This window comes from Dactylosporangium sucinum (assembly GCF_014647515.1).
GTDB classification, from domain to species: Bacteria; Actinomycetota; Actinomycetes; order Mycobacteriales; family Micromonosporaceae; genus Dactylosporangium; species Dactylosporangium sucinum.
In genome coordinates this window covers 32889-52356 of the sequence record NZ_BMPI01000067.1, presented here as the reverse complement: position 1 = coordinate 52356, position 19468 = coordinate 32889, and the positions used below count along the sequence as shown (strand labels likewise).

Sequence of the window (19468 nt, the reverse complement as noted above, 5' to 3'; positions counted from 1 at the left end):
CCCGCGGGTGCTCCCGCCTCACGTGCGGTGCGGGAGATGTTGCAGCGCTGTGCCGGTGGGCTGGACGCCACCATCTGCGGCCTGGCCCAGCCGTGCGCGTGCGACCACAGGAAACGCGGGTTGGCGGCCGGGCGTGCGCAAGGGGTGCCACGGAAATCGGAGCACGCCGCCCCGCATGAGATCGCCGCACTGAGCGGCTGCTGTAGGACTAGAGAGTAATCAACTCCGCTAGCCAGCGGCAACAGGGTCCCGCTCGGCGTGTTCCAGCGTACCCCATCCCAGGTCACCGCCGAGACGCGCACCGGTCATGTCGACGTCAAGCGGAAGAACACGCCAACCCGGCATCGGCATGGGCGCCCAGTCGGCGGCCGCGAACGCCAGCACGCTCGGCCCGGCTCCCGAGACGACCGCGGCCACCTGCTGGTCTCGCAGGCCGGCGACGAGTTCGGCCGTCGCTCGCATGCCTTCCGCACGGTACCGCTGATGCAGCCGATCCTCCGTGGCGGCGAACAACCGGCCGGGGTCGCCCGTCAACGCGTGGACGAGCAGCGCGGCGCGGCCCGCGTTGAACGCCGCGTCGGCGTGCGGCACGACCGGCGGCAGCGCGGCGCGCGCCACCTCGGTCAGGCCGCGCTCCTCCGGCACGAAGACGACGGGGCGGATGCCGGGGGCGGGCTCCCGCCGGACCGCCGACGCACCCTCCTCGCCGGTCCACGCGATCGTGAACCCGCCCAGCAGGCACGGTGCCACGTTGTCGGGATGCCCCTCGATCTCGCTGGCCAGGGCCAGGGCGGCCGCGTCGTCGAGGCGCTCGGCCCCGCCGTCGACCAGCCCGCGCGCCAGCACGATGCCGGCGACGATCGCGGCCGAGGACGAGCCGAGCCCCCGGGCCTGGGGAATGCGGTTGTCGCACCGCAGGGCCAGGCCCGGAGGCTGCTCGCCGAGCAGGCCGAACGTCCGCCGCATGGTGCGGACCACGAGGTGGCTCTCGTCGCCGGGCAGGTCGCCCGCGCCCTCGCCGCGAACCTCGACGGTGACGCCGGCGCCGGTCACCCGTGCCTCGACCACGTCGTAGAGGGTGAGGGCGAGGCCCAGCGCGTCGAAGCCGGGACCGAGGTTCGCGCTCGTCGCGGGCACTCGGGCCACGACGGGTTCGGACAGCAGAGCCATGCCCCTCATCTCACCATGAGGACGTCAACGTTCAGTCTTCGGGATCCAGCTCGGCCTCCGGCTGCGCCCTCGTTGACCGGCCGGCCTGGCGCAGGGCGAGGCGTAGCGCGAACTCGATCTGGGCGTTGACGCTGCGCAGGTCGTCGGCGGCCCAGCGGGCGATCGCGTCGTAGACCTGCGGATCGAGCCGCAGCAGCAGCTTCTTGCGCTCCGCCATGGGCTCAGGCGTAGAGCGAGCCGGTGTTGACGACGGGCTGGACGTTGCGATCGCCGCAGAGCACCACCAGCAGGTTGGCCACCATCTGCGCCTTGCGCTCCTCGTCGAGCTCGACGACCTGCAGCTCGCTGAGCCGCTCCAGCGCGCTCTGGACCATGCCGACCGCGCCCTCCACGATCTTCACCCGCGCGCCGACGATGGCGCTGGCCTGCTGGCGGGCGAGCATCGCCTGGGCGATCTCCGGCGCGTAGGCCAGGTGCGTGATCCGCGACTCCAGCACCTCGACGCCGGCCAGCGCGACCCGCTCCCCCAGCTCGGTGTTGAGCTCCTCGCTGACGACGTTGCCCTCGCGCAGGCTGGCCCGGCCGTCGTCGTGCGCCTCGTAGGGGTAGCTGGTGGCGAGGTGCCGGACGGCGGCCTCGGACTGGACCGCGACATACGAGACGTGGTCGTCGACGCCGAAGCTCGCCATGTAGGTGTCGACGACCCGCCAGACGACGACGGCGGCGATCTCGACGGGGTTGCCGTCGGCGTCGGAGACCTTCAGCCGGGCGGTCTCGAAGTTGCGGACCCGGCGGGAGAGGCGCCGCTTCTGGCTGAACGGGACGGTCCAGTGGAAGCCGGCCTGCTCCAGCGTGCCCACGTAGCGGCCGAAGAACTGCACGACCCGGGCCTCGTTGGGGTTGATCACCGTGAACCCGGCGGCGATGACGACCACGACGAGCGAGGCGGCGGCGACCAGGCCGCCGGCGGTGTCCTCGGGCAGCGACGCCACCACCGCGACGGCCACGGCCGCGATGACGAGCGCCAGGGCGAGCATCAGGAACCCAGAAAGGCGAAACGCACGTCTCTCCATGACATCTCCCGGCTATCGAAGTGATATCACGAGGATAGCTCAGGCGCGCGAGCCGCGCCACGCCGGGTGACCAGGGCCCAGCCGATCGCGTACACCAGCGTCACCGCTCCGCTGATCGCCACCAGCGGGCGCGGGTCGACCCGGTCGATGAAGGCGCCGACGGCCAGCTGGGACACCGACACGGCGAGGGTGGCCAGCATGACGTCGGTCGCGAAGACCCGGCCGCGCAGCGCGTCGGGCACCTCGGCCTGCAGCTGGTAGTTCGACATCATCCAGTTGCCGCCGCCGGCGAGGTGGGCGACGACGACGCCGGCGAGCGCGAGCGGGAACCAGCTCGCGACGCTGACCCCGAGGTACGCGAGGCCGTAGACCGCCATCGAGACGGCCAGGCCCGGCAGGATCCACGCGCGGTGGCTCAGCACGCGGCGCAGGACGAGCGGCCCGATGAGCGCGCCGAGCCCGCGCGCCGCGAAGAGCAGGCCGAGCCCCAGCGGGCCGGCCCCGAGCACGGCGGCGAGCAGCGGAAACGTGGCGAGGACCCCGTTGCCGAGGCCGACGGCGCACTTGACCGTGACGAGCGAGGCGACGCGCGGATGGCTCCGGATGTACCGCAGCGCCTCGCCCACGCCCGCCTTGCCGTCCACGGGCGGCCCCGCCTGGAGCGGACGGCGGATCCGCCAGCCCTGGAACGCGGCCAGCAGGAGCAGCGCGCTGGCGAAGGCGAAGCACGGGTAGGGACCGGTGATCGAGGACGCCACGCCGCCGAGCGACGCGCCGACGACCAGCATCGTGCCCCAGGCGGAGCCGCTGAGCGCGTTGGCCGCCGGCAGGTCCTCCGCGTCGACGACGTTGGGCAGCCCGGCCGAGGCCGCCGGCACGAAGAACGCCTTCGCCACGGCGACGACCGCGATCGCGGCGACGGCGAGCCAGGCGGTCGCCGCCGTGCGCACGAGCAGCAGCGCCAGCGTGCACACCGCCATCGCCAGGTTGGCCGCGATCATGATCTTGCGGCGGTCGAGCCGGTCGGCGACCGTCCCCGTGTACGGCAGCAGCAGCGCGATCACGCCCGTGTCGGCGGCCAGCACCAGTGCGCCCCACGTGCCGGAGCCGGTGAGCTGCGGCAACAGGCTGAGCAGGGGAATCATGACGAACCAGTCGGCGCCCAGCCCGATCAGGTCGGCGGCGAACAGATGGCGGAAGTCCTTGTTGCGGGTAAGGACCGAGAGGGTTGGCGGCACGTACGACACGATAGGTGTCCGATCCGGGCGACGCCGTTCGTCATGCTGATGAAACCGCTACCGGACAGGGAGCCCGACATGCAGTACATGATGTTCGTCTGCACCGACACCTCGCCCGACACCGACCCGTCCCCCGCGCCCGACATCTTCGCCTGGGTCGAGGAGAACGACACCAAGGGCCGCCGGGAGCAGGGCCATGCCCTCGCCGCGACGTCGTCGGCAACGACGGTGCGCGTCCGCAACGGCGAGCTGCTCGTCTCCGACGGCCCGTTCGCCGAGACGAAGGAGGTCATCGTCGGCTTCGACCTGCTCGAGTGCGCCGACCTCGACGAGGCGATCGAGGTCGCCCGCACGCACCCGATGGCCCGGGCCGGTCGCATCGAGCTGCGCCCGTTCGCCGACCTGTGAGCGCCGCCGAGGAGGCGTCCGCCGCCGCGGCGGATGCCTTCCCGCGGATCGTGGCCGCCCTCATCCGCGTCACCGGGGACTGGAGCCTGGCCGAGGACTGCGCGCAGGACGCGCTCGCGATGGCGCTGGAGCGCTGGCCGGCCGCCGGCGTGCCGGCCAACCCGGGCGGCTGGCTGATGACGGTCGCCCGCAACCGGGCGGTCGACGTGCTGCGGCGGTCGTCGGTCGAGCAGCGGAAGCTCCGCGAGCTTGCCCGGCTCGGTCAGGCCGATCCGCCGGCCCACGAGATCGACGACGACCGCCTCCGGCTGGTCTTCACCTGCTGCCATCCGGCGTTGGCGCTCGAGTCGCGCGTCGCCCTGACCCTGCGGGTCGTCTGCGGCGTCCCCACGGGCGCCATCGCGCAAGCCTTCCTGGCGAGCGAGTCGGCGATGACCCGCCGCCTGACGCGGGCGAAGTCGAAGATCGCCGACGCCCGCATCCCGTACCGCGTGCCGACCGGCCCGGCGCTGGCCGAGCGCCTGCCCGGGGTGCTGGCGGTGCTGTACCTGCTGTTCACCCAGGGCTACAACGCGTCCGGCGAGCCGGCCTTCGCCGATGAGGCGATCCGCCTGGCCCGGCTGCTGCGGTCGCTGATGCCGGACCAGCCCGAGGTGGCGGCCCTGCTGGCACTGTTCCTCTTCCAGCACTCCCGCCGCGACGCCCGCCGGGACGCGGAGGGCAATCTCCTGACGCTGGACCGGCAGGACCGGACGCGCTGGGACGCGCCGATGATCGCGGAGGCGGTCGCGCTGCTGCCCACCTCGAACGGCCCCTACGCGCTGCAGGCCCGGATCGCCGCCTGCCACGCGACGTCTCCGGACCCCGCGTCGACGGACTGGACGACGGTGGCCTCGGCGTACGACGCGCTGATCCGCCTGCAGCCGACGCCGGTCATCGCCCTGAACCGGGCCGTGGCGCACGGCTACGCCCACGGCCCGGAGGCGGGCCTGCGGCTGCTGGCCGAGGCCCGAGCCGGTGGCGCGCTGGACGACTACCCCCTGGCCCTGGCCGCCGAGGCCGACCTGGTCTCCCGCACGGGCAACGCGGTGCGCGCCGCCGAACTGTTCCGCGCCTCGGCCGACCGCGCCGCCTCCGAGGCCGAACGGCGCGCGCTGCTGGACCGGGCCCGGTCGATCTCGGGGACACCGTAGATCGGCGATCGGGGATATCCTCTCCCGACACGGGGAGGATCAACTGCAGATGCGCAAACCTGCGGGCACCATCGTCGTTGCCACGATCGCGGCCCTGCTCGGCACCGGGCCGGCCGCGCCCGCCGAGGGCCACGTCCTCGGCGACGCCGCCACCGCGAAGGCGGGCAGCTACGTCGTCGTGCTCAAGCAGGGCGACGTCCACGAGCGCGCCGCCGCGCTGGCCGCCCGGTTCGGCGGCACGGTCACCGCCGAGTATCGCGCCGCGATCCGCGGCTTCGCCGTCGACGACCTCGGCGAGGCCCAGGCCCGGCGGCTGGCCGCCGATCCGTCGGTCGCGAGCGTCGAGCACAACGGCCGGGTGACGGCGGCGGGCACGCAGACCGGTCCGGGCTGGGGCCTCGACCGGATCGACCAGCCGAGGCTGCCGCTGGACAACGCGTTCCGATACCCGAACGCCGGATCCGGCATCACGGCCTTCATCGTCGACTCCGGCATCAAGATCGAGCACCCGGATTTCGGTGGCCGCGCGTCCTACGGCGCGAACTACGGCCCCGACGGCAAGTATGGGCCGGTCGACCCCACCGACTGCTACGGCCACGGCACCCACGTCGCGGCGACCGTCGGCGGCGCGACCTACGGCGTGGCCAAGGACGTCAGGCTGGTCGCGGTCCGGATCCTCGACTGCCGTGGGAACAGCACCGACGCCAGCGTCCTGGCCGGCATCGAGCACGTCACCCGCTACGCGGCCCGGCCGGCGGTGGCGAGCCTCAGCGTGAGCCTCGCCGGCAACAAGGTCGCCGTCAACGATGCCCTCCGCGCGTCGATCAACACCGGCGTGGTGTGGTCGGTCGCGGCCGGCAACGCCGGCACCGACGCCTGCCTGACCAGCCCCGGCAGCGTCACCGAGGCGCTCGTGGTCGGCGCGAGCACCCGCACCGACGACGTCGCGCCGTTCAGCAACCGCGGCGCCTGCGTCGACTTCTACGCGCCGGGCGTGGACATCCCCTCGGCGGGCATCCCCGACGTCCAGTCGATCATGAGCGGCACGTCGATGGCGGCCGCGTATGCGACAGGGGCGGCGGCGCTGGTCCTGAGCGCGCACCGGGCGTACAACGCCCGCCAGGTGCACAACGCGGTCGTCCAGAGCAGCGTCGACGGTGTCCTGAAGGGCGTTCCCGCCGGCTCGCCGAACCGGCTGCTGCAGGTGCGCCAGGCCGACCCGCCGCAGGCCTCCGGCCGCCTGTCCACGCTGTACAACCCGCGCTTCGGCACGACCGAGGTCTACGCCCGGTCGACCGACAACCACCTCATCTACGCCTACTACGCACAGGGCTGGTCGGGCTGGACCGACCTGGGCGGCAACCTGGCCGGCGACCCGACGGCCTTCTCGAACCCGGCGACGGGCGCCACGGAGGTCTACGCCCGGACGGCGAACAACCGGATCGCATACCGTCGGTACGTCAACGGCTGGTCCGACTGGACCGAGCTGGGCAGCCAGACGGTGTCGGGCAACCCCCAGGTGATCTACAACCCGAGGTTCGGCACGACCGAGATCTACGCACGCACGTCGAACAACCGGCTGGCCTTTACGTACTTCGTCAACGGCCGGTGGACGGCCGCCTGGACCGATCTGGCCGGCGCCCTGACGAGCGACCCGGCCCTGATCTACAACCCGAGGTTCGGCACCACGGAGGCCTACGTCCGCAACGCGACGGGCGGCGTGGAGTACAAGTACTACTCGGCGTCGTGGTCGGCCTGGCTCCCCCTGGAGGGCGGCATGGCGGAGGGCGCGACCCCCTCGGTGCTGTTCAACCCGCGCTTCGGCAGCACAGAGGTGTACATCCGGACCGCGGCGGGTGAGCTCCAGTACAAGACCTACACGACGGCCTGGTCGTCCTGGACGTCGCGCCCGGGCGCGACGCTGGCCAGCGACCCGACGCTGCTCTACAACCCGGCGGCGAAGACGACCGAGGTCTACGCCCGCACGGCCGACAACGCCGTTGTGTACCAGTACTACGCGAGCGCCTGGTCGTCCTGGATCCACTTGGGCGCCCCGTTCGCGGGCACTCCGGCCGTCATCTTCAACCCGAGGTGGGGCAGCACGGAGGTCTACACGCGCGGCGCTTCGGACGGCCACACGTTGTACACGTACTACACCAACGGCTGGTCGGGCTGGAACGACATCTCCGCCTGAGCCCGCCGACGCCCGCGTCGTCAAGCCGGGTCGAAGAGGCGACCCGCTGCGGGCCATGCGCATGACGATCCCAAACGCACGCTGCGCCGGACCCGGCGTCGCGCGGCATACCCTTTGACGTTGGTCGATCTACCCTCGCTCGCCGAGATCAAGTTGAGGGTGGATCGACCGGCGTCTGTTCGCAAGCGGTGGGCGTCGACGAGCCGTCGTCGTTGACCGGGAGCCCGAGGCCGGGCCGGACCACCACGTGCGCGGCCCGGCCCGCGACGTTGACCGTGAAACGTTCCTGCCGCCGGGGCAGCGAAGCGTTTCCACGATCGACTCGGGTTCCGGGGCGGCGCGGGAGATGCGCGTCCGTGGGCGACGGTGCGGGCGGGCGTGGGATGGCGGTGCGGGGTGCGAGCCTCGTCGCGGGCTCAGCCCGCGGGCCCTTGGGGCGACGGCGATGGCAGCGTCGCGGCCCCGGGGCGGATGCACCGGGGCCGCGAGCGGTGTCTGGCGGGAGCGACGGTCGTGCCTTGCACGGACCCGAGTCCCGGAAAACCTAAGCCAGATCCAGCGCCTTCGCCGCGGCCAGCACATCGGCCGGGACGGTGGTCGGGGACGGGGCGGTCGAGATGGCCCAGTCCGGGTCCTTCAGGCCGTGGCCGGTGACCGTGCAGACGATCGTCTGACCCTGGTCGATCTTGCCCTGGGCGGTGGCCTGGAGGAGGCCGGCCACGCTCGCCGCGCTGCCGAGCTCGACGAAGACGCCCACCGAGCGGGCCAGCAGGCGGTACGCCTGGAGGATGTCCCGGTCGGTCACGGCGTCGATCAGGCCGCCGGACTCGTCTCTTGCGTCGACGGCCCTGGTCCAGCTGGCCGGGTTGCCGATGCGGATGGCCGTGGCGATCGTGCTGGGCTCGCGGACCACCTCGCCCTTCACGATCGGGGCTGCGCCCGAGGCCTGGAAGCCGAACATCCGCGGGGTGCGGGTGGCGTTGCCGGCGGCCTTGTCCTCCTTGTAACCCATCCAGTACGCGGTGATGTTGCCCGCGTTGCCCACCGGGAGGCAGTGGATGTCGGGGGCGTCGCCGAGGCCGGCCACGATCTCGAAGGCCGCCGTCTTCTGGCCCTCCAGGCGGTCGGGGTTGACCGAGTTGACCAGGGAGACCGGGAAGTCCAGCGACAGCTTCGACGCCAGCCCGAGGCAGTCGTCGAAGTTGCCCGTCACCTGGAGGAGTCTGGCGCCGTGGACCAGGGCCTGGGCCAGTTTGCCCAGCGCGATCTTGCCCGTGGGGACCAGGACGGCGCAGGTGATGCCGGCCCTTGCCGCGTAGGCCGCGGCGGAGGCGGAGGTGTTGCCCGTCGAGGCGCAGATGATGGCCTTGGCGCCCTCCTCCACGGCCTTGGACACCGCCACCGTCATGCCGCGGTCCTTGAAGGAGCCGGTCGGGTTGGAACCCTCGACCTTCAGGTAGACGTCGCAGCCCGTGCGCGCGGAGAGCTCCGGCGCCGGGAGCAGGGGCGTGTTGCCCTCGTGGAGGGTGATCACCGGGGTCTGCTCGGTGACCGGCAGGCGGTCGCGGAACTCTTCGATCAAGCCACGCCACATGGCGTTACTCTCCTTCGACGCGCAGGACGCTCGCCACGGCGCGAACGATGTCCAATGCTCGCAGTTCGGCGACGGTCGCGGCGAGGGCCCGGTCCGGCGCGGCGTGCGTGACGATGACCAGGACGGCCTGGTTGCCGCGACCCGACTGGTTGACGGTCGCGATGCTGACCCCGTGCTTCGCGAACACCCCGGCGACGGCCGCGAGCACGCCCGCCTTGTCCGAGACGTCCAGGGAGATGTGGTACCTCGTGAGCACGTCCCCGATCGGTGCGACCGGGAGGTCAGCGTAGGCCGACTCGGACGCCGCGTGGGTGCCGGCGAGCCGGTTGCGGGACACGGCCACGATGTCGCCGAGCACCGCACTGGCGGTCGGCGCGCCACCGGCGCCCCGGCCGTAGAACATGAGCTGGCCGGCGGCCTCGGCCTCCACGAAGACCGCGTTGAACGCGTCGCCCACGCCGGCCAGCGGGTGCGTGCGCGGGATCATCGCCGGGTGGACGCGCACCGAGACGGCGCCGTCCTGCTTGGTGGCGATGCAGAGCAGCTTGATCGTGCAGCCCATGGCCTTCGCGCTGGCCATGTCGGCCGCGGTGACCTCGGTGATGCCCTCCCGGTGCACGTCGGCGGCCGTCACCCGGGTGTGGAACGCCATCGACGCCAGGATGGCCGCCTTCGCCGCGGCGTCGAAGCCCTCGACGTCGGCGGTCGGGTCGGCCTCCGCGTAGCCGAGGGCGGTGGCCTCCTCCAGCGCCTCGGCGAATCCGGCGCCGCTCGTGTCCATGGAGGAGAGGATGAAGTTGGTCGTGCCGTTGACGATGCCCGTCACGCGCGTGATGCGGTCGCCGTGCAGGGAGTCGCGCAGCGGGCGCAGCAGCGGGATCGCGCCGGCCACCGACGCCTCGTAGTAGAGGTCGGCGCCCGCGTCGGCGGCGGCCTTGTGCAGCGTGGCCCCGTCCTCGCCGAGCAGCGCCTTGTTGGCGGTGACGACGCTCTTGCCGCCGTGCAGCGCCTCGAGCAGCCAGGTGCGGGCCGGCTCGATGCCGCCGACGACCTCGACGACGACGTCGACGTCGTCTCTTTTGATGAGGCCGAGCGCGTCGGTGGTGAAGAGCGCCTGGTCGACCGGCAGCTCACGGGCGCGGCCGGCACGCCGGACGGCGATGCCGACCAGTTCCAGGGGCGCGCCGATGCGGGCCGTCAGGTCGTCTTCCTGCTCGTGCATCAACCGCACAACCTCGGAACCGACCGTGCCGCAGCCCAGCAGCGCCACCTTGACCGATTTCGGCATCTGTCACCCCACGTCCAGTCTGAGCAGGTCGTCCTCGGTCTCCCGGCGAACGATCACCCGCGACACCCCATCGGCCACCGCAACCACCGGCGGGCGGGGCACGTGGTTGTAGTTGCTCGCCATGCTGCGGCAATAGGCGCCGGTGCCCGGAACCGCAAGAAGATCTCCGGCGCGAACGTCCGCCGGCAGGAACTCATCCTTCACGACGATGTCCCCGGCCTCGCAATGTTTTCCCACCACGCGGGCGAGAATCGGCGGTTCGGACGATGCCCGGCCGGCGATCGTCGCCGAGTAGGCGGCGTCGTACAGCGCCGGGCGGATGTTGTCGCTCATCCCGCCGTCGACGGAGACATACGTGCGGATGCCGTCGACGTCCTTCACGGTGCCGACCTCGTACAGCGTGAACATCGAGGGGCCGACGATCGCGCGGCCCGGCTCGACCGACAGGTGCGGCACGCTGAGGTGCAGGGCGGCACACTCCTGCTTGACGATGCGCATGAGGTCGCGGGCGAGGTCCGCGGGCTCCGCCGGGCTGTCCTGCGTCGTGTAGGCGATGCCGAAACCGCCGCCGAGGTCGAGCTCGGGCAGTTCCGTGCCGTGCTTCTGCTGGATCGCCGCCTGGAGGCCGAGGATGCGCCTTGCCGAGACCTCGAAGCCCGACGAGTCGAAGATCTGGGAGCCGATGTGCGAGTGGAGGCCGCGGAGGTCGAGGACTCCGTCGCTCAGGATGCGCTCGACGGCCTGCTCGGCGGCGCCGCCCGCCAGCGAGAAGCCGAACTTCTGGTCCTCATGGGCGGTGGCGATGTACTCGTGGGTGTGTGCCTCAACACCGACGGTCACCCTGACCATGACTTTGGGCTTTTTGCCCGTTTCGCGGGCGATTTCGGTCAGTCGGGCGATCTCGTCGAACGAGTCGACGATGATGCGGCCGACCCCTGCCGCCACGGCCCTGCCCAGCTCCGCCGTGGACTTGTTGTTGCCGTGCAGGCCGATGCGCTCCGGCGGCATGCCACCGTTCAGCGCTACCCGCAGCTCGCCGCCGGTGCACACGTCGAGGCTGAGGCCTTCCTCCACGAGGATGCGGACGATGTGGGTGGCGATGAAGGCCTTGCCGGCGTAGTAGACGTCGGCGCCGCCGAAGGCTTCCCTGAAGGCCCTGCAGCGTGCCCTGAAGTCGGCTTCGTCGAAGACGTAGGCGGGGGTGCCGTGCTCCTGCTTGATGGTGTGGACGCTCAGGCCGCCGACGGTGATCTCGCCGGTGTGTTCCCGCGTGACCGTTTTGGGCCACAGCATCGGGACCAACGCGTTGACGTCGCCCGGGGTCCGCAGCCATGACGGGCCGTTGGCGGCACCCAGGTCCGCGTGCAGCGCCCCCGCCTCGTGTGCGCGCATGTTCCTTACATCCGTTCCGGTGCGGAGACCCCGAGCAGGTCGAGGCCGTTGACGATGACCTGGCGCGTGGCGTCGTTGAGCCACAGGCGCGCCCGGTTGGTCTCCGTGAACGGCTCGTCGCCCTGGGGCAGCACCCGGCAGTTGTCGTAGAACCGGTGGTAAGCACCGGCAAGGTCCTCCAAATAGCGTGCCACGCGATGCGGCTCGCGCAGCTCCGCGGCGGTCGCGACCACCGACGGGAAGTCGCCCAGGGCCTTGAGCAGGTCGAGCTCCTTCTCGTGCACGAGCAGCGACGCGTCGAAGTCGTCGCCCCTGGTGTGGCCGAACTCGGCGGCGTTGCGCGCGACGGAGGCCGTCCGCGCTCCCACGTACTGCACGTAGAAGACGGGGTTGTCGTTCTTCTGCCGGGTGATGACCTCGATGTCGAGGGTGAGCGGCGAGTCGGTCGACGAGCGGGCCAGCGAATACCGCGCGGCGTCCACCCCGACGGCGTCGATGAGCTCGTCGAGGGTGATCAGGGTGCCGGCGCGCTTGCTGAGCCGGACCGGCTCGCCGCCGCGCAGCAGGCTGACCAGCTGGCCGATCAGCACCTCGATGTTGCGCTCCGGGTCGTCGCCGGCGCAGGCGGCGATGGCCTTGAGGCGGCCGATGTACCCGTGGTGGTCGGCGCCCAGCATGTAGATGCAGCGCTCGAAGCCGCGTTCCCGCTTGTTGATGTAGTAGGCGGCGTCGGCGGCGAAGTAGGTCTTCTCGCCGTTGGACCGGATGAGGACGCGGTCCTTGTCGTCGCCGAAGTCGGTGGTGCGCAGCCAGATGGCGCCGTCGGCGTCGAAGACGTGGCCCTGCTTGCGCAGCTCGTCGAGGGCGTGCTCGACCGCGCCGCCGTCGTGCAGGGTCTTCTCGGAGAACCAGACGTCGAAGTGGACGCCGAAGCGTTCGAGGCTTGCCTGCATCTCGGCGAGCATGGCCTGGTAGCCCTCCTGCTGGAAGGCGATGTGCTGCTCGGCCTCGCTCTTGTGCAGAATGTCCGGGTTTGTCCGGACGATCTGGGCGGCGATGTCCTGGATGTACTCACCCGGGTAGCCATCCGGCGGGGTGGGCTGCTTGTGCGCGGCCGCCATGACCGACTCGCCGAACCGGGCCATCTGCACGCCGGCGTCGTTGATGTAGTGCTCGCGGGTGACGTCCGCGCCCGCGGCGGTGAGGATGCGGCCGAGCGCGTCGCCGACCGCCGCCCAGCGGGTGTGGCCGAGGTGGACCGGGCCCGTGGGGTTCGCCGAGACGAACTCCAGGTTGACCTTCTCCTTGGCGAGGGTCTCGCTGTGCCCATACGCGGCGCCGGCCTGCACGACGAGCCGCGCCAGCGCGCCGGCGGCGGCCGCGGACAGCCGGATGTTGAGAAACCCGGGCCCGGCGATCTCAACGCTGTCGATCCCGGGAGTTTCCTGCAAGTTTTTCGCGACCGCGGCGGCGAGCTCGCGCGGATTCAGTCCGACCTTCTTGCCCAACTGCAGGGCGATATTCGACGCATAGTCACCATGCTCCGGGTTTCGCGGTCGCTCCACGCTGGTCGTCGCCGGAAGAACGGACGCGTCGAGGTCACGCTCGGTGATGGCCGCACGGGCGGCTTCGAGGACTGCTACGGCGAGTTCAGCGGGAGTCACCGACAAATGTTATCGGGGGTAGACTCCCGTACTTGGCGGCGGCCCGTTGTGCTGGTCACAATGCGGGACGGCTGGCCGAGTTTCCGCCCGAAACCCCCGACCGTTGACCAGACGAGGCCCGATGAGCGACCACACTGCCCAGCGTTGCGAGGCGACGAAATGAGCATGAGCACCCAGCACGGCGGCGGCAACCGCAAGCCGTCCACCAAGGCTGTGTCCGGCGCCAAGCCGAAGCAGGGTGGTGACGAGGACGCGGAGCTCGACGACGTCGTGGACGAGACCTCTGAGGCCGAGGAGGCTGAGGAGTCGCAGGCCCCCGCCCGCCCGAAGGCCAACCCGCGCAAGTCGGCGCCGGTTCGCAAGACGGCCCCGGCCGGGAAGCGCCCCGCCGGTTCGACCCGCCCCGCGGTCAAGAAGATCGCCCCCGTCAAGGTCAAGCAGGGCACGTCGTGGGGCCCGATCGCCCTGTTCACGACGGTCGGCGTGCTCGCGCTGGGCATCATCGGCTTCGCCGGCTGGCAGGTGTATGAGAACGGCCTCAGCTGGCAGGACCGGGCCGACCGCATCCAGGGCATCAAGGACTACCGCAAGACCGACAAGGCGCTCGTCGACCAGCGCGAGCACGTGTGGGGCCCCCAGACGTACAACATGAAGCCCCCGGTCGCCGGCAACCACAACCCGAACTGGCAGCGATGCATGGGCGACGTCTACACGGCACCCATCGCCACCGAGCACGCGCTGCACAGCCTGGAGCACGGCGCCGTCTGGATCACGTACCAGCCGGACCTGCCCGCCGACCAGGTCGAGACGCTGGCCAAGAAGGTCCGCGGCAACGACTTCATGCTCATGAGCCCGTTCGCCGACCAGGACACGCCGATCTCCCTGCAGGCGTGGGGCTTCCAGCTGAAGGTCAGCAACGCCAGCGACGCGCGGATCGACGAGTTCGTCAAGGCCCTGCGCCAGAACGCCTCCCTGGAGGCCGGCACGCCGTGCTCCAACGGTGACGTCATCACCGAGACCGGCACCACGCCGCGCGACCTGGGCAAGGACGGCGGCGGCACCGGCATGGGCAACTGACCGACCGTGTTCGCACAACTCTCGGGGCGAGCACGCCTGACCATGGGCGTGCTCGCCGCCGTACTCCTGCTGGTGACCGGCGTCGCGATCGGCTACCTGGTCCCCACCCTCCGCCAGCCGGGCGACGACTCGGTCGACGCCGGCTTCGCCCGCGACATGAGCACCCACCACGCTCAGGCGGTCGAGATGGCCATGTTCGCCTTCCGCCTGGGCAACTCCGACCACGTGCGGACGCTGGGGTACGACATCGCGGCCAGCCAGCAGTGGCAGATCGGCCAGATGCAGACCTGGCTGGTCGAGTGGCACCTGTCCCCGACGACGAGCACGCGCGCCATGGCCTGGATGCCGGACGGCCAGAACGCCCTGCAGCCGGACGGCCGCATGCCCGGCATGGCCTCGAAGGCCGAGCTGGACAAGCTCAAGTCCGCCACGGGCAAGGACTTCGACGCCCTGTGGGCCCAGCTGATGCTGCGCCACCACCTGGGCGGCATCCACATGGCGGAGGTGGCGGCCACGAAGGCGTCCACCCCCGAGGTACGCGACGCGGCCGAGAAGATGCGCGTGGCACAGCAGTACGACATCTCGCAGTTGACGGAGCTCCTGAAGGACCTGGGCGCCCAACCCTTGTCGTCGTAGCCTCTGCTGTCGCCCGCCGCGGGGTATGTGATGCGCGGCGGGCGGAGGTGGTCTGCTACTCTTTGCGAGGCCTTAGGCAAGGCCCCCGTAGCTCAGGGGATAGAGCACCGCCCTCCGGAGGCGGGGGCGCAGGTTCGAATCCTGCCGGGGGCACGTCACAGAACTGCGAACGCGCAGCGCGACCGGCCGATCACTGATCGGAGAGGCCAGTTTCGCGTTCGAGTAGACGTTTACGGGATGCCCCCGGCCGAGCGGCTGGGGGCATCCTCGCGTTGGCTCGATGTACGGGCGCGGAACGCGCCGGGATCGCTGCTACATGTTGCTCTCATCCGGCATGCGTCTTGCCTGATTCGGCAAGTTGAAGTGGCCCCGGTTCGGCATTCTGCAGTGGCCCCGGTGTCTGGGTTGCGGGGTCGGGCGGTATCTTGATTGGCCCACTCGCCGGTCGCTGCGAGGTGCGGCACTCTGATTGGGCCTCACCTCGTTTGGGTGTTTCCGCCGGCCGCGTGAAGTTGCTGGCCCGGTGACGATGGCGTGGTGTCAGCGGCTTCACCGATCAGAATTCTTCCGCCACGTCGTCGGTTCTGGTAGCCCGCTCGCACCGGTGGAAGGATTGGTGACCATGACCGACGCTAGACCGCTGGGCGCTGACGAGGCCTCGTTCATCGCGGTGGTTCGCTCAGGCGATACGGCGCGGTTTGCGCTCATCACGGAGCGCCACCGGCGTGAGCTGCAGGTGCACTGCTACCGGATGCTTGCGAACTACGAGGACGCCCAGGACATGACGCAGGAGACGTTCCTGCGAGCGTGGAACAAGCGGGAGTCGTTCAAGGGCCACGCTGCGCTGCGGACCTGGCTGTACCGGATCGCGACGAACGTCTGCCTTGACTTCCTGGAGAAGCGCAACGACCGTACACCCGTACCGTCCGGGCTGTCGGACTCCAGCTCCGAGGTGCTGTACCTGCAGCCGTACCCCGACCGGATGCTCCCCGAGGACCCGCAGGAATCGGTGGTGGCGCGGGAGACGATCGAGCTGGCGTTCATCGTCGCCGTCCAGCATCTGCCGCCGCGGCAGCGGGCGGTGTTCATCCTGCGCGACGTCGTCGGCTGGCCGGCGTCGAAGGCCGCCGACGCCCTCGATCTGACCATCGCATCGGTGACCAGCGCGCTGCAGCGGGCGCGCGTGACGATGCGCGAGCGGCTGCCCGGCCGCCGCCTCGACTGGCGGAGCCCCGCCGCCCACGAGCTGTCGAATGACGAGCGCGGCGTGGTGAAGTCGTACATCGACGCCCATGAGCGCAATGACCTCGACGGGCTGATGTCCCTGCTGCGCGACGACCTGCGCTTCGTGATGCTGCCCGAGGCGGGCACCTCGGTCATCACGGCCAAGGACGCGGTGGACGGCTGGGTCTCCGGTGGGCTCTTCCAGCCCGGCTACGACGACTGGCGCTGTATCGCCACGACGGTCAACCGCATGCCCGCCGCCGCGCTGTACCTCCGCACCCCTGACGACCCGGAGTACCGGTTGTTCAACATCGCGGTCCTGCACATCGTCGACGGGAAGATCGCCGAGCTCACCGGATTCGACGCCACCGACAAACCATGGCTGGACCTGCCCCCGACACTGTGATCAGACAGGTCCCCGTCGTCGACGAGTCCAGCGGCCACGGGCCGGCGTCACCGAAGTCACCGCGGAATGAGCACCCCGACCAACTGAACGCCAACGCGACAACGTGAACACCACCGCCCCGCCGGCGGGGCATCGTGATGCCCGAAGAACGTCAGGAAGGAATTCGGCCCGGCCTCACGAACCGAGCAACTGGCCCGTGCTCATCGCCTCGTCTCGTATCGGGTCAGCACGACGCCGCCGGGAAATGTCCGCGTCTCCACGAGGTTCAGGTTCACCCAGCTGTCCAGCGCGGTGAAGAACGGCGTGCCGCCGCCCACCAGGACCGGCACGGTGACCAGCAGGTACTCGTCGATCAGCCCGGCCCGCATGGCCGCCCCGGCGAGCGTCGCGCCGCCGATGTCCATCGGGCCGGCGTCCGCTGCCTTGAGCCGGGTAATCTCGGTGACCGCGTCGCCGGTGACCAGGCGGGTGTTCCAGTCGACCGTGCTGGTCGTCGAGGAGAACACCACCTTCGGCATGTCCCGCCAGCGGCGGGCGTACTCGATTTCCGCCTTCGTGGCGCCGGGCTGCTGGTCGGCGGTCGGCCAGTGGGAACTCATCGCCTCCCACAGCTTGCGCCCATACAGCGCCAGGCCCGTCGCCCCCACCCGGTCGGACCACCACTGGAACAGCTCGTCGCTCGGCGACGAGTCCGGTCCCTCACCGCCACTCCAGCCGAGGTCGTCGCCGGGCGCGGCGATGTAGCCGTCCAGGGTCACATTCATGCCGAAGGTCAGTTTCCGCATCATGCCAGCCTCTCGTAAGTCGATCTCATACGTACAGACGGGCGCTGCGCGAAAACCTCATCGGTGCGCGCTGCTGGCAGGCACAAGGTCACCGCGCAGACGTGGCCAGCCAACCGCATCGACGAAGACGGTCATGAGACGTACGCCGATCCGACATGCGGGCACTCCGACAACTCTCCCGCAGGATCTGATGCGTCCTGGCCGACACGGAGGGCATGGTGCGAGCGCCGGCAACGGGCCGGCCGTCAGCGCACGAAGCACCGTTCGGAACCGCCAACCTGCAACCGCCTTGGCAGCTCGAACACGAGGTCAGCCCGCGCATCGGCGCAGCTCAACCCAGGCAACGTCACGGTCAAGCCGTGCAGGTTTGTCTCTAGCCGGGGGCACCACCGACCGAACGACGGTCCAGCAGGACAAACGAAGCCCTGGAGCAGCGAGAGCGCCGTCCAGGGCTTCACCGTTGTCTACGGCTATAGCTGGCTCTGAGCGGCCTTGATCGGCTACCCGTTTCCCAAGACGTTCCCAACTTTGACATGTAGGCCGAGCCGAAGATGCGAGTCGACGGGACAACTTGCCCGCAAGAGAAGATCATGGGACGAGCGTAGACGTGATGGCACTCGCATCGGCGCAACCCCACCACCCACGAACCGGTTGAGACCCACGGACTGACCGAAGCGCGGAGGATACTGTGGTTCGACCTCATTTCAACTTGGATTGGGCCTTTACGCTGACGGGCTTCATGCGGGGCGCGATCGAGCAGCACTATCGCAATGACCTACACCGTTGGCCAGCAATCGCGAACTTTGAGGCCAGGATCTTTCAAGCTACGGAATCGACTCGACTCTTCCTCTTTCACGACCGTCCGGCAACAAGCGCACCCCCAGCGATAAGTAGCGGGAGCGACGCACTGCCATGGCCCGATGAGACTCCGAGAATCAGCGGCGATCCCTTGAATCCGGAACAGACATTGGAAATCATCCAAAGGATCTATGCCGACCTCAATATCCGTCCCCAGGACTGGGCCTGCCTGATTCCTGAGGAGACCAGGAGAGATGCCCCGGAGGAGCGGGACCAGTGGCCGATGTCCGCACGGCTTGCGCTTGACATCCAACTCAATTACGCCATCAATCGCCAACTCCACTACATCCGGGGATTTGATTTGGTGGGCAACTTCATGATTCCACCCGGATACGAGTTCCTCTCCAAAGAATGCGAGCGCTTCTTCAGGGATCATCCCCGTTACGAGGACAACGTCTTCCTGATGACACGGTTCGACCCTGCCAACAAGTTCCTTGCAACGCTGGACGCAACCATCCGCCAAACACTTCGCGGCAAGGACCTCAATCCGGTCCGAGCAGATGACAAGATGTACATGCCAGACCGCAATCTCTGGAACAACGTGTGCGTGTACATGCTCTGCTGCGGTAAGGGAGTTGCCATCCTTGAGGACCGCGCAGCAGATGAGTTCAATCCTAATGTTGCACTCGAATACGGCTTCATGCGGGCCCTGAATAGGCCGACTCTACTGCTGGCCGATAAAGGATTCAGGAATCTCCGCGCCGACATCATCGGGACACTTCGAGAGCAATTCGACCTGCTTGACATCGAAAATACGGTTCCGGAAGCCCTCGAACGCTGGCTCGCTGGCTTGACGTGAGCCTCTAGAAGTGACGATCCGACTGACCTGCCCACTCGGCACTCGGCGACCCGCGTTGGTGGCACTCCCCCATTAAGCCACGTCGACACGGCAGCGTGACGCAGGTCGTAAGGACGCTTCGCGAGCGGCGAGGCTAGGACGTCGTCCGTGAATACCTCCTCGCGTGCTCGCTTCCATGTGTGCACGATCGTTAGCTTCGGCATCTCCTAGCCGTTGCGTTCACCGACGAAGATCCGGCCGTCCGCGCTGGTGCCGAACTCGCGGATGTGGAGCGCGGTCAGTTCGGGCGGGCAGGCCGAGCGCGGCGGCCGGTCGACCGTCTCGGCGTCCACGGAACACGTGCAGCCGTCGCTGCCATGCGTGGCGAGGTGGAGCAGGCCGGCGAGGCGGACGACGGCGCCGGTGTACTTGCAGACCGGTCGACGATGTACGCCCATGCACCGGTCGGGCCGAGGCGCGGCTCGACGTC

17 protein-coding genes and 1 tRNA gene are annotated in these 19468 nt (G+C 69.8%); 8 read left to right on the top strand and 10 right to left on the bottom strand.

What is annotated here, in order from left to right; genetic code table 11:
- Positions 1–228 precede the first annotated feature (228 nt).
- The 4 genes from thrB to IEZ31_RS44360 are packed head-to-tail and all read right to left on the bottom strand — an operon-like array spanning position 229 to position 3481.
- Positions 229–1170 carry a homoserine kinase gene (thrB, locus tag IEZ31_RS44375; RefSeq protein WP_190256159.1) on the bottom strand — a complete coding sequence of 314 codons (942 nt, stop codon included), beginning with the start codon at positions 1168–1170 and terminating at the stop codon, positions 229–231.
- A gap of 31 nt (positions 1171–1201) precedes the next feature.
- Positions 1202–1387: a type II toxin-antitoxin system antitoxin gene (locus IEZ31_RS44370; protein WP_190256158.1), complete on the bottom strand. Its 186-nt coding sequence runs from the start codon at positions 1385–1387 to the stop codon at positions 1202–1204.
- Positions 1388–1391: 4 nt separating this feature from the next.
- Positions 1392–2243 carry an SPFH domain-containing protein gene (locus IEZ31_RS44365; protein ID WP_190256157.1) on the bottom strand — a complete coding sequence of 284 codons (852 nt, stop codon included), beginning with the start codon at positions 2241–2243 and terminating at the stop codon, positions 1392–1394.
- Positions 2244–2269: 26 nt separating this feature from the next.
- Positions 2270–3481, bottom strand: coding sequence for an MFS transporter (locus IEZ31_RS44360; RefSeq protein ID WP_190256156.1), 1212 nt, complete (start codon positions 3479–3481; stop codon positions 2270–2272).
- A 78-nt stretch (positions 3482–3559) separates the two neighbouring features.
- Between IEZ31_RS44360 and IEZ31_RS44355 the strand changes: the two genes are divergently transcribed.
- The 3 genes from IEZ31_RS44355 to IEZ31_RS44345 are packed head-to-tail and all read left to right on the top strand — an operon-like array spanning position 3560 to position 7276.
- Complete coding sequence (locus IEZ31_RS44355; protein ID WP_190256155.1) at positions 3560–3889, top strand: YciI family protein; 330 nt, start codon at positions 3560–3562, stop codon at positions 3887–3889.
- Positions 3886–5082 carry an RNA polymerase sigma factor gene (locus IEZ31_RS44350; protein ID WP_190256154.1) on the top strand — a complete coding sequence of 399 codons (1197 nt, stop codon included), beginning with the start codon at positions 3886–3888 and terminating at the stop codon, positions 5080–5082. Before IEZ31_RS44355 ends, IEZ31_RS44350 begins: the two co-directional genes overlap by 4 nt.
- A gap of 49 nt (positions 5083–5131) precedes the next feature.
- A complete protein-coding gene (locus tag IEZ31_RS44345; RefSeq protein ID WP_190256153.1) occupies positions 5132–7276 on the top strand; it encodes a DUF8189 domain-containing protein in 2145 nt (714 codons plus the stop codon).
- Between the two features lie 544 nt (positions 7277–7820).
- Here the strand turns inward: IEZ31_RS44345 and thrC are convergent.
- The 4 genes from thrC to argS are packed head-to-tail and all read right to left on the bottom strand — an operon-like array spanning position 7821 to position 13214.
- A complete protein-coding gene (gene thrC, locus IEZ31_RS44340) occupies positions 7821–8870 on the bottom strand; it encodes a threonine synthase (RefSeq protein ID WP_190256152.1) in 1050 nt (349 codons plus the stop codon).
- 4 nt (positions 8871–8874) lie between these two features.
- Positions 8875–10158 carry a homoserine dehydrogenase gene (locus IEZ31_RS44335; protein WP_190256151.1) on the bottom strand — a complete coding sequence of 428 codons (1284 nt, stop codon included), beginning with the start codon at positions 10156–10158 and terminating at the stop codon, positions 8875–8877.
- Between the two features lie 3 nt (positions 10159–10161).
- A complete protein-coding gene (gene lysA / locus IEZ31_RS44330) occupies positions 10162–11550 on the bottom strand; it encodes a diaminopimelate decarboxylase (RefSeq protein ID WP_190256150.1) in 1389 nt (462 codons plus the stop codon).
- Positions 11551–11555: 5 nt separating this feature from the next.
- On the bottom strand, positions 11556–13214 hold the full coding sequence (argS, locus tag IEZ31_RS44325) for an arginine--tRNA ligase (RefSeq protein ID WP_190256149.1): 1659 nt from the start codon (positions 13212–13214) through the stop codon (positions 11556–11558).
- A 165-nt stretch (positions 13215–13379) separates the two neighbouring features.
- On the opposite strand from argS, the gene IEZ31_RS44320 reads away from it, so the two are divergent.
- The 4 genes from IEZ31_RS44320 to IEZ31_RS44305 all read left to right on the top strand — a co-directional run bounded on the left by IEZ31_RS44320 (position 13380) and on the right by IEZ31_RS44305 (position 16557).
- The gene (locus IEZ31_RS44320) at positions 13380–14291 is read left to right on the top strand and encodes a thioredoxin-like domain-containing protein (protein WP_190256148.1); all 912 of its coding nucleotides are present in this window, start codon (positions 13380–13382) and stop codon (positions 14289–14291) included.
- A gap of 6 nt (positions 14292–14297) precedes the next feature.
- Positions 14298–14927 (top strand): DUF305 domain-containing protein, encoded by a 630-nt coding sequence (locus IEZ31_RS44315; RefSeq protein ID WP_190256147.1) that lies wholly within the window; start codon positions 14298–14300, stop codon positions 14925–14927.
- 81 nt (positions 14928–15008) lie between these two features.
- Positions 15009–15080: transfer RNA gene (locus IEZ31_RS44310), tRNA-Arg, on the top strand.
- A 469-nt stretch (positions 15081–15549) separates the two neighbouring features.
- Positions 15550–16557 (top strand): RNA polymerase subunit sigma-70, encoded by a 1008-nt coding sequence (locus IEZ31_RS44305; RefSeq protein ID WP_190256146.1) that lies wholly within the window; start codon positions 15550–15552, stop codon positions 16555–16557.
- Positions 16558–16757: 200 nt separating this feature from the next.
- On the opposite strand, the gene IEZ31_RS44300 is transcribed toward IEZ31_RS44305, so the two are convergent.
- On the bottom strand, positions 16758–17345 hold the full coding sequence (locus tag IEZ31_RS44300; protein WP_229836784.1) for a dihydrofolate reductase family protein: 588 nt from the start codon (positions 17343–17345) through the stop codon (positions 16758–16760).
- Between the two features lie 736 nt (positions 17346–18081).
- Here IEZ31_RS44300 and IEZ31_RS44295 point away from each other — a divergent pair.
- Positions 18082–18999: a hypothetical protein gene (locus IEZ31_RS44295; protein ID WP_190256145.1), complete on the top strand. Its 918-nt coding sequence runs from the start codon at positions 18082–18084 to the stop codon at positions 18997–18999.
- 206 nt (positions 19000–19205) lie between these two features.
- On the opposite strand, the gene IEZ31_RS57390 is transcribed toward IEZ31_RS44295, so the two are convergent.
- A complete protein-coding gene (locus IEZ31_RS57390) occupies positions 19206–19436 on the bottom strand; it encodes a DUF3987 domain-containing protein (RefSeq protein ID WP_229836781.1) in 231 nt (76 codons plus the stop codon).
- Positions 19437–19468 lie beyond the last annotated feature (32 nt).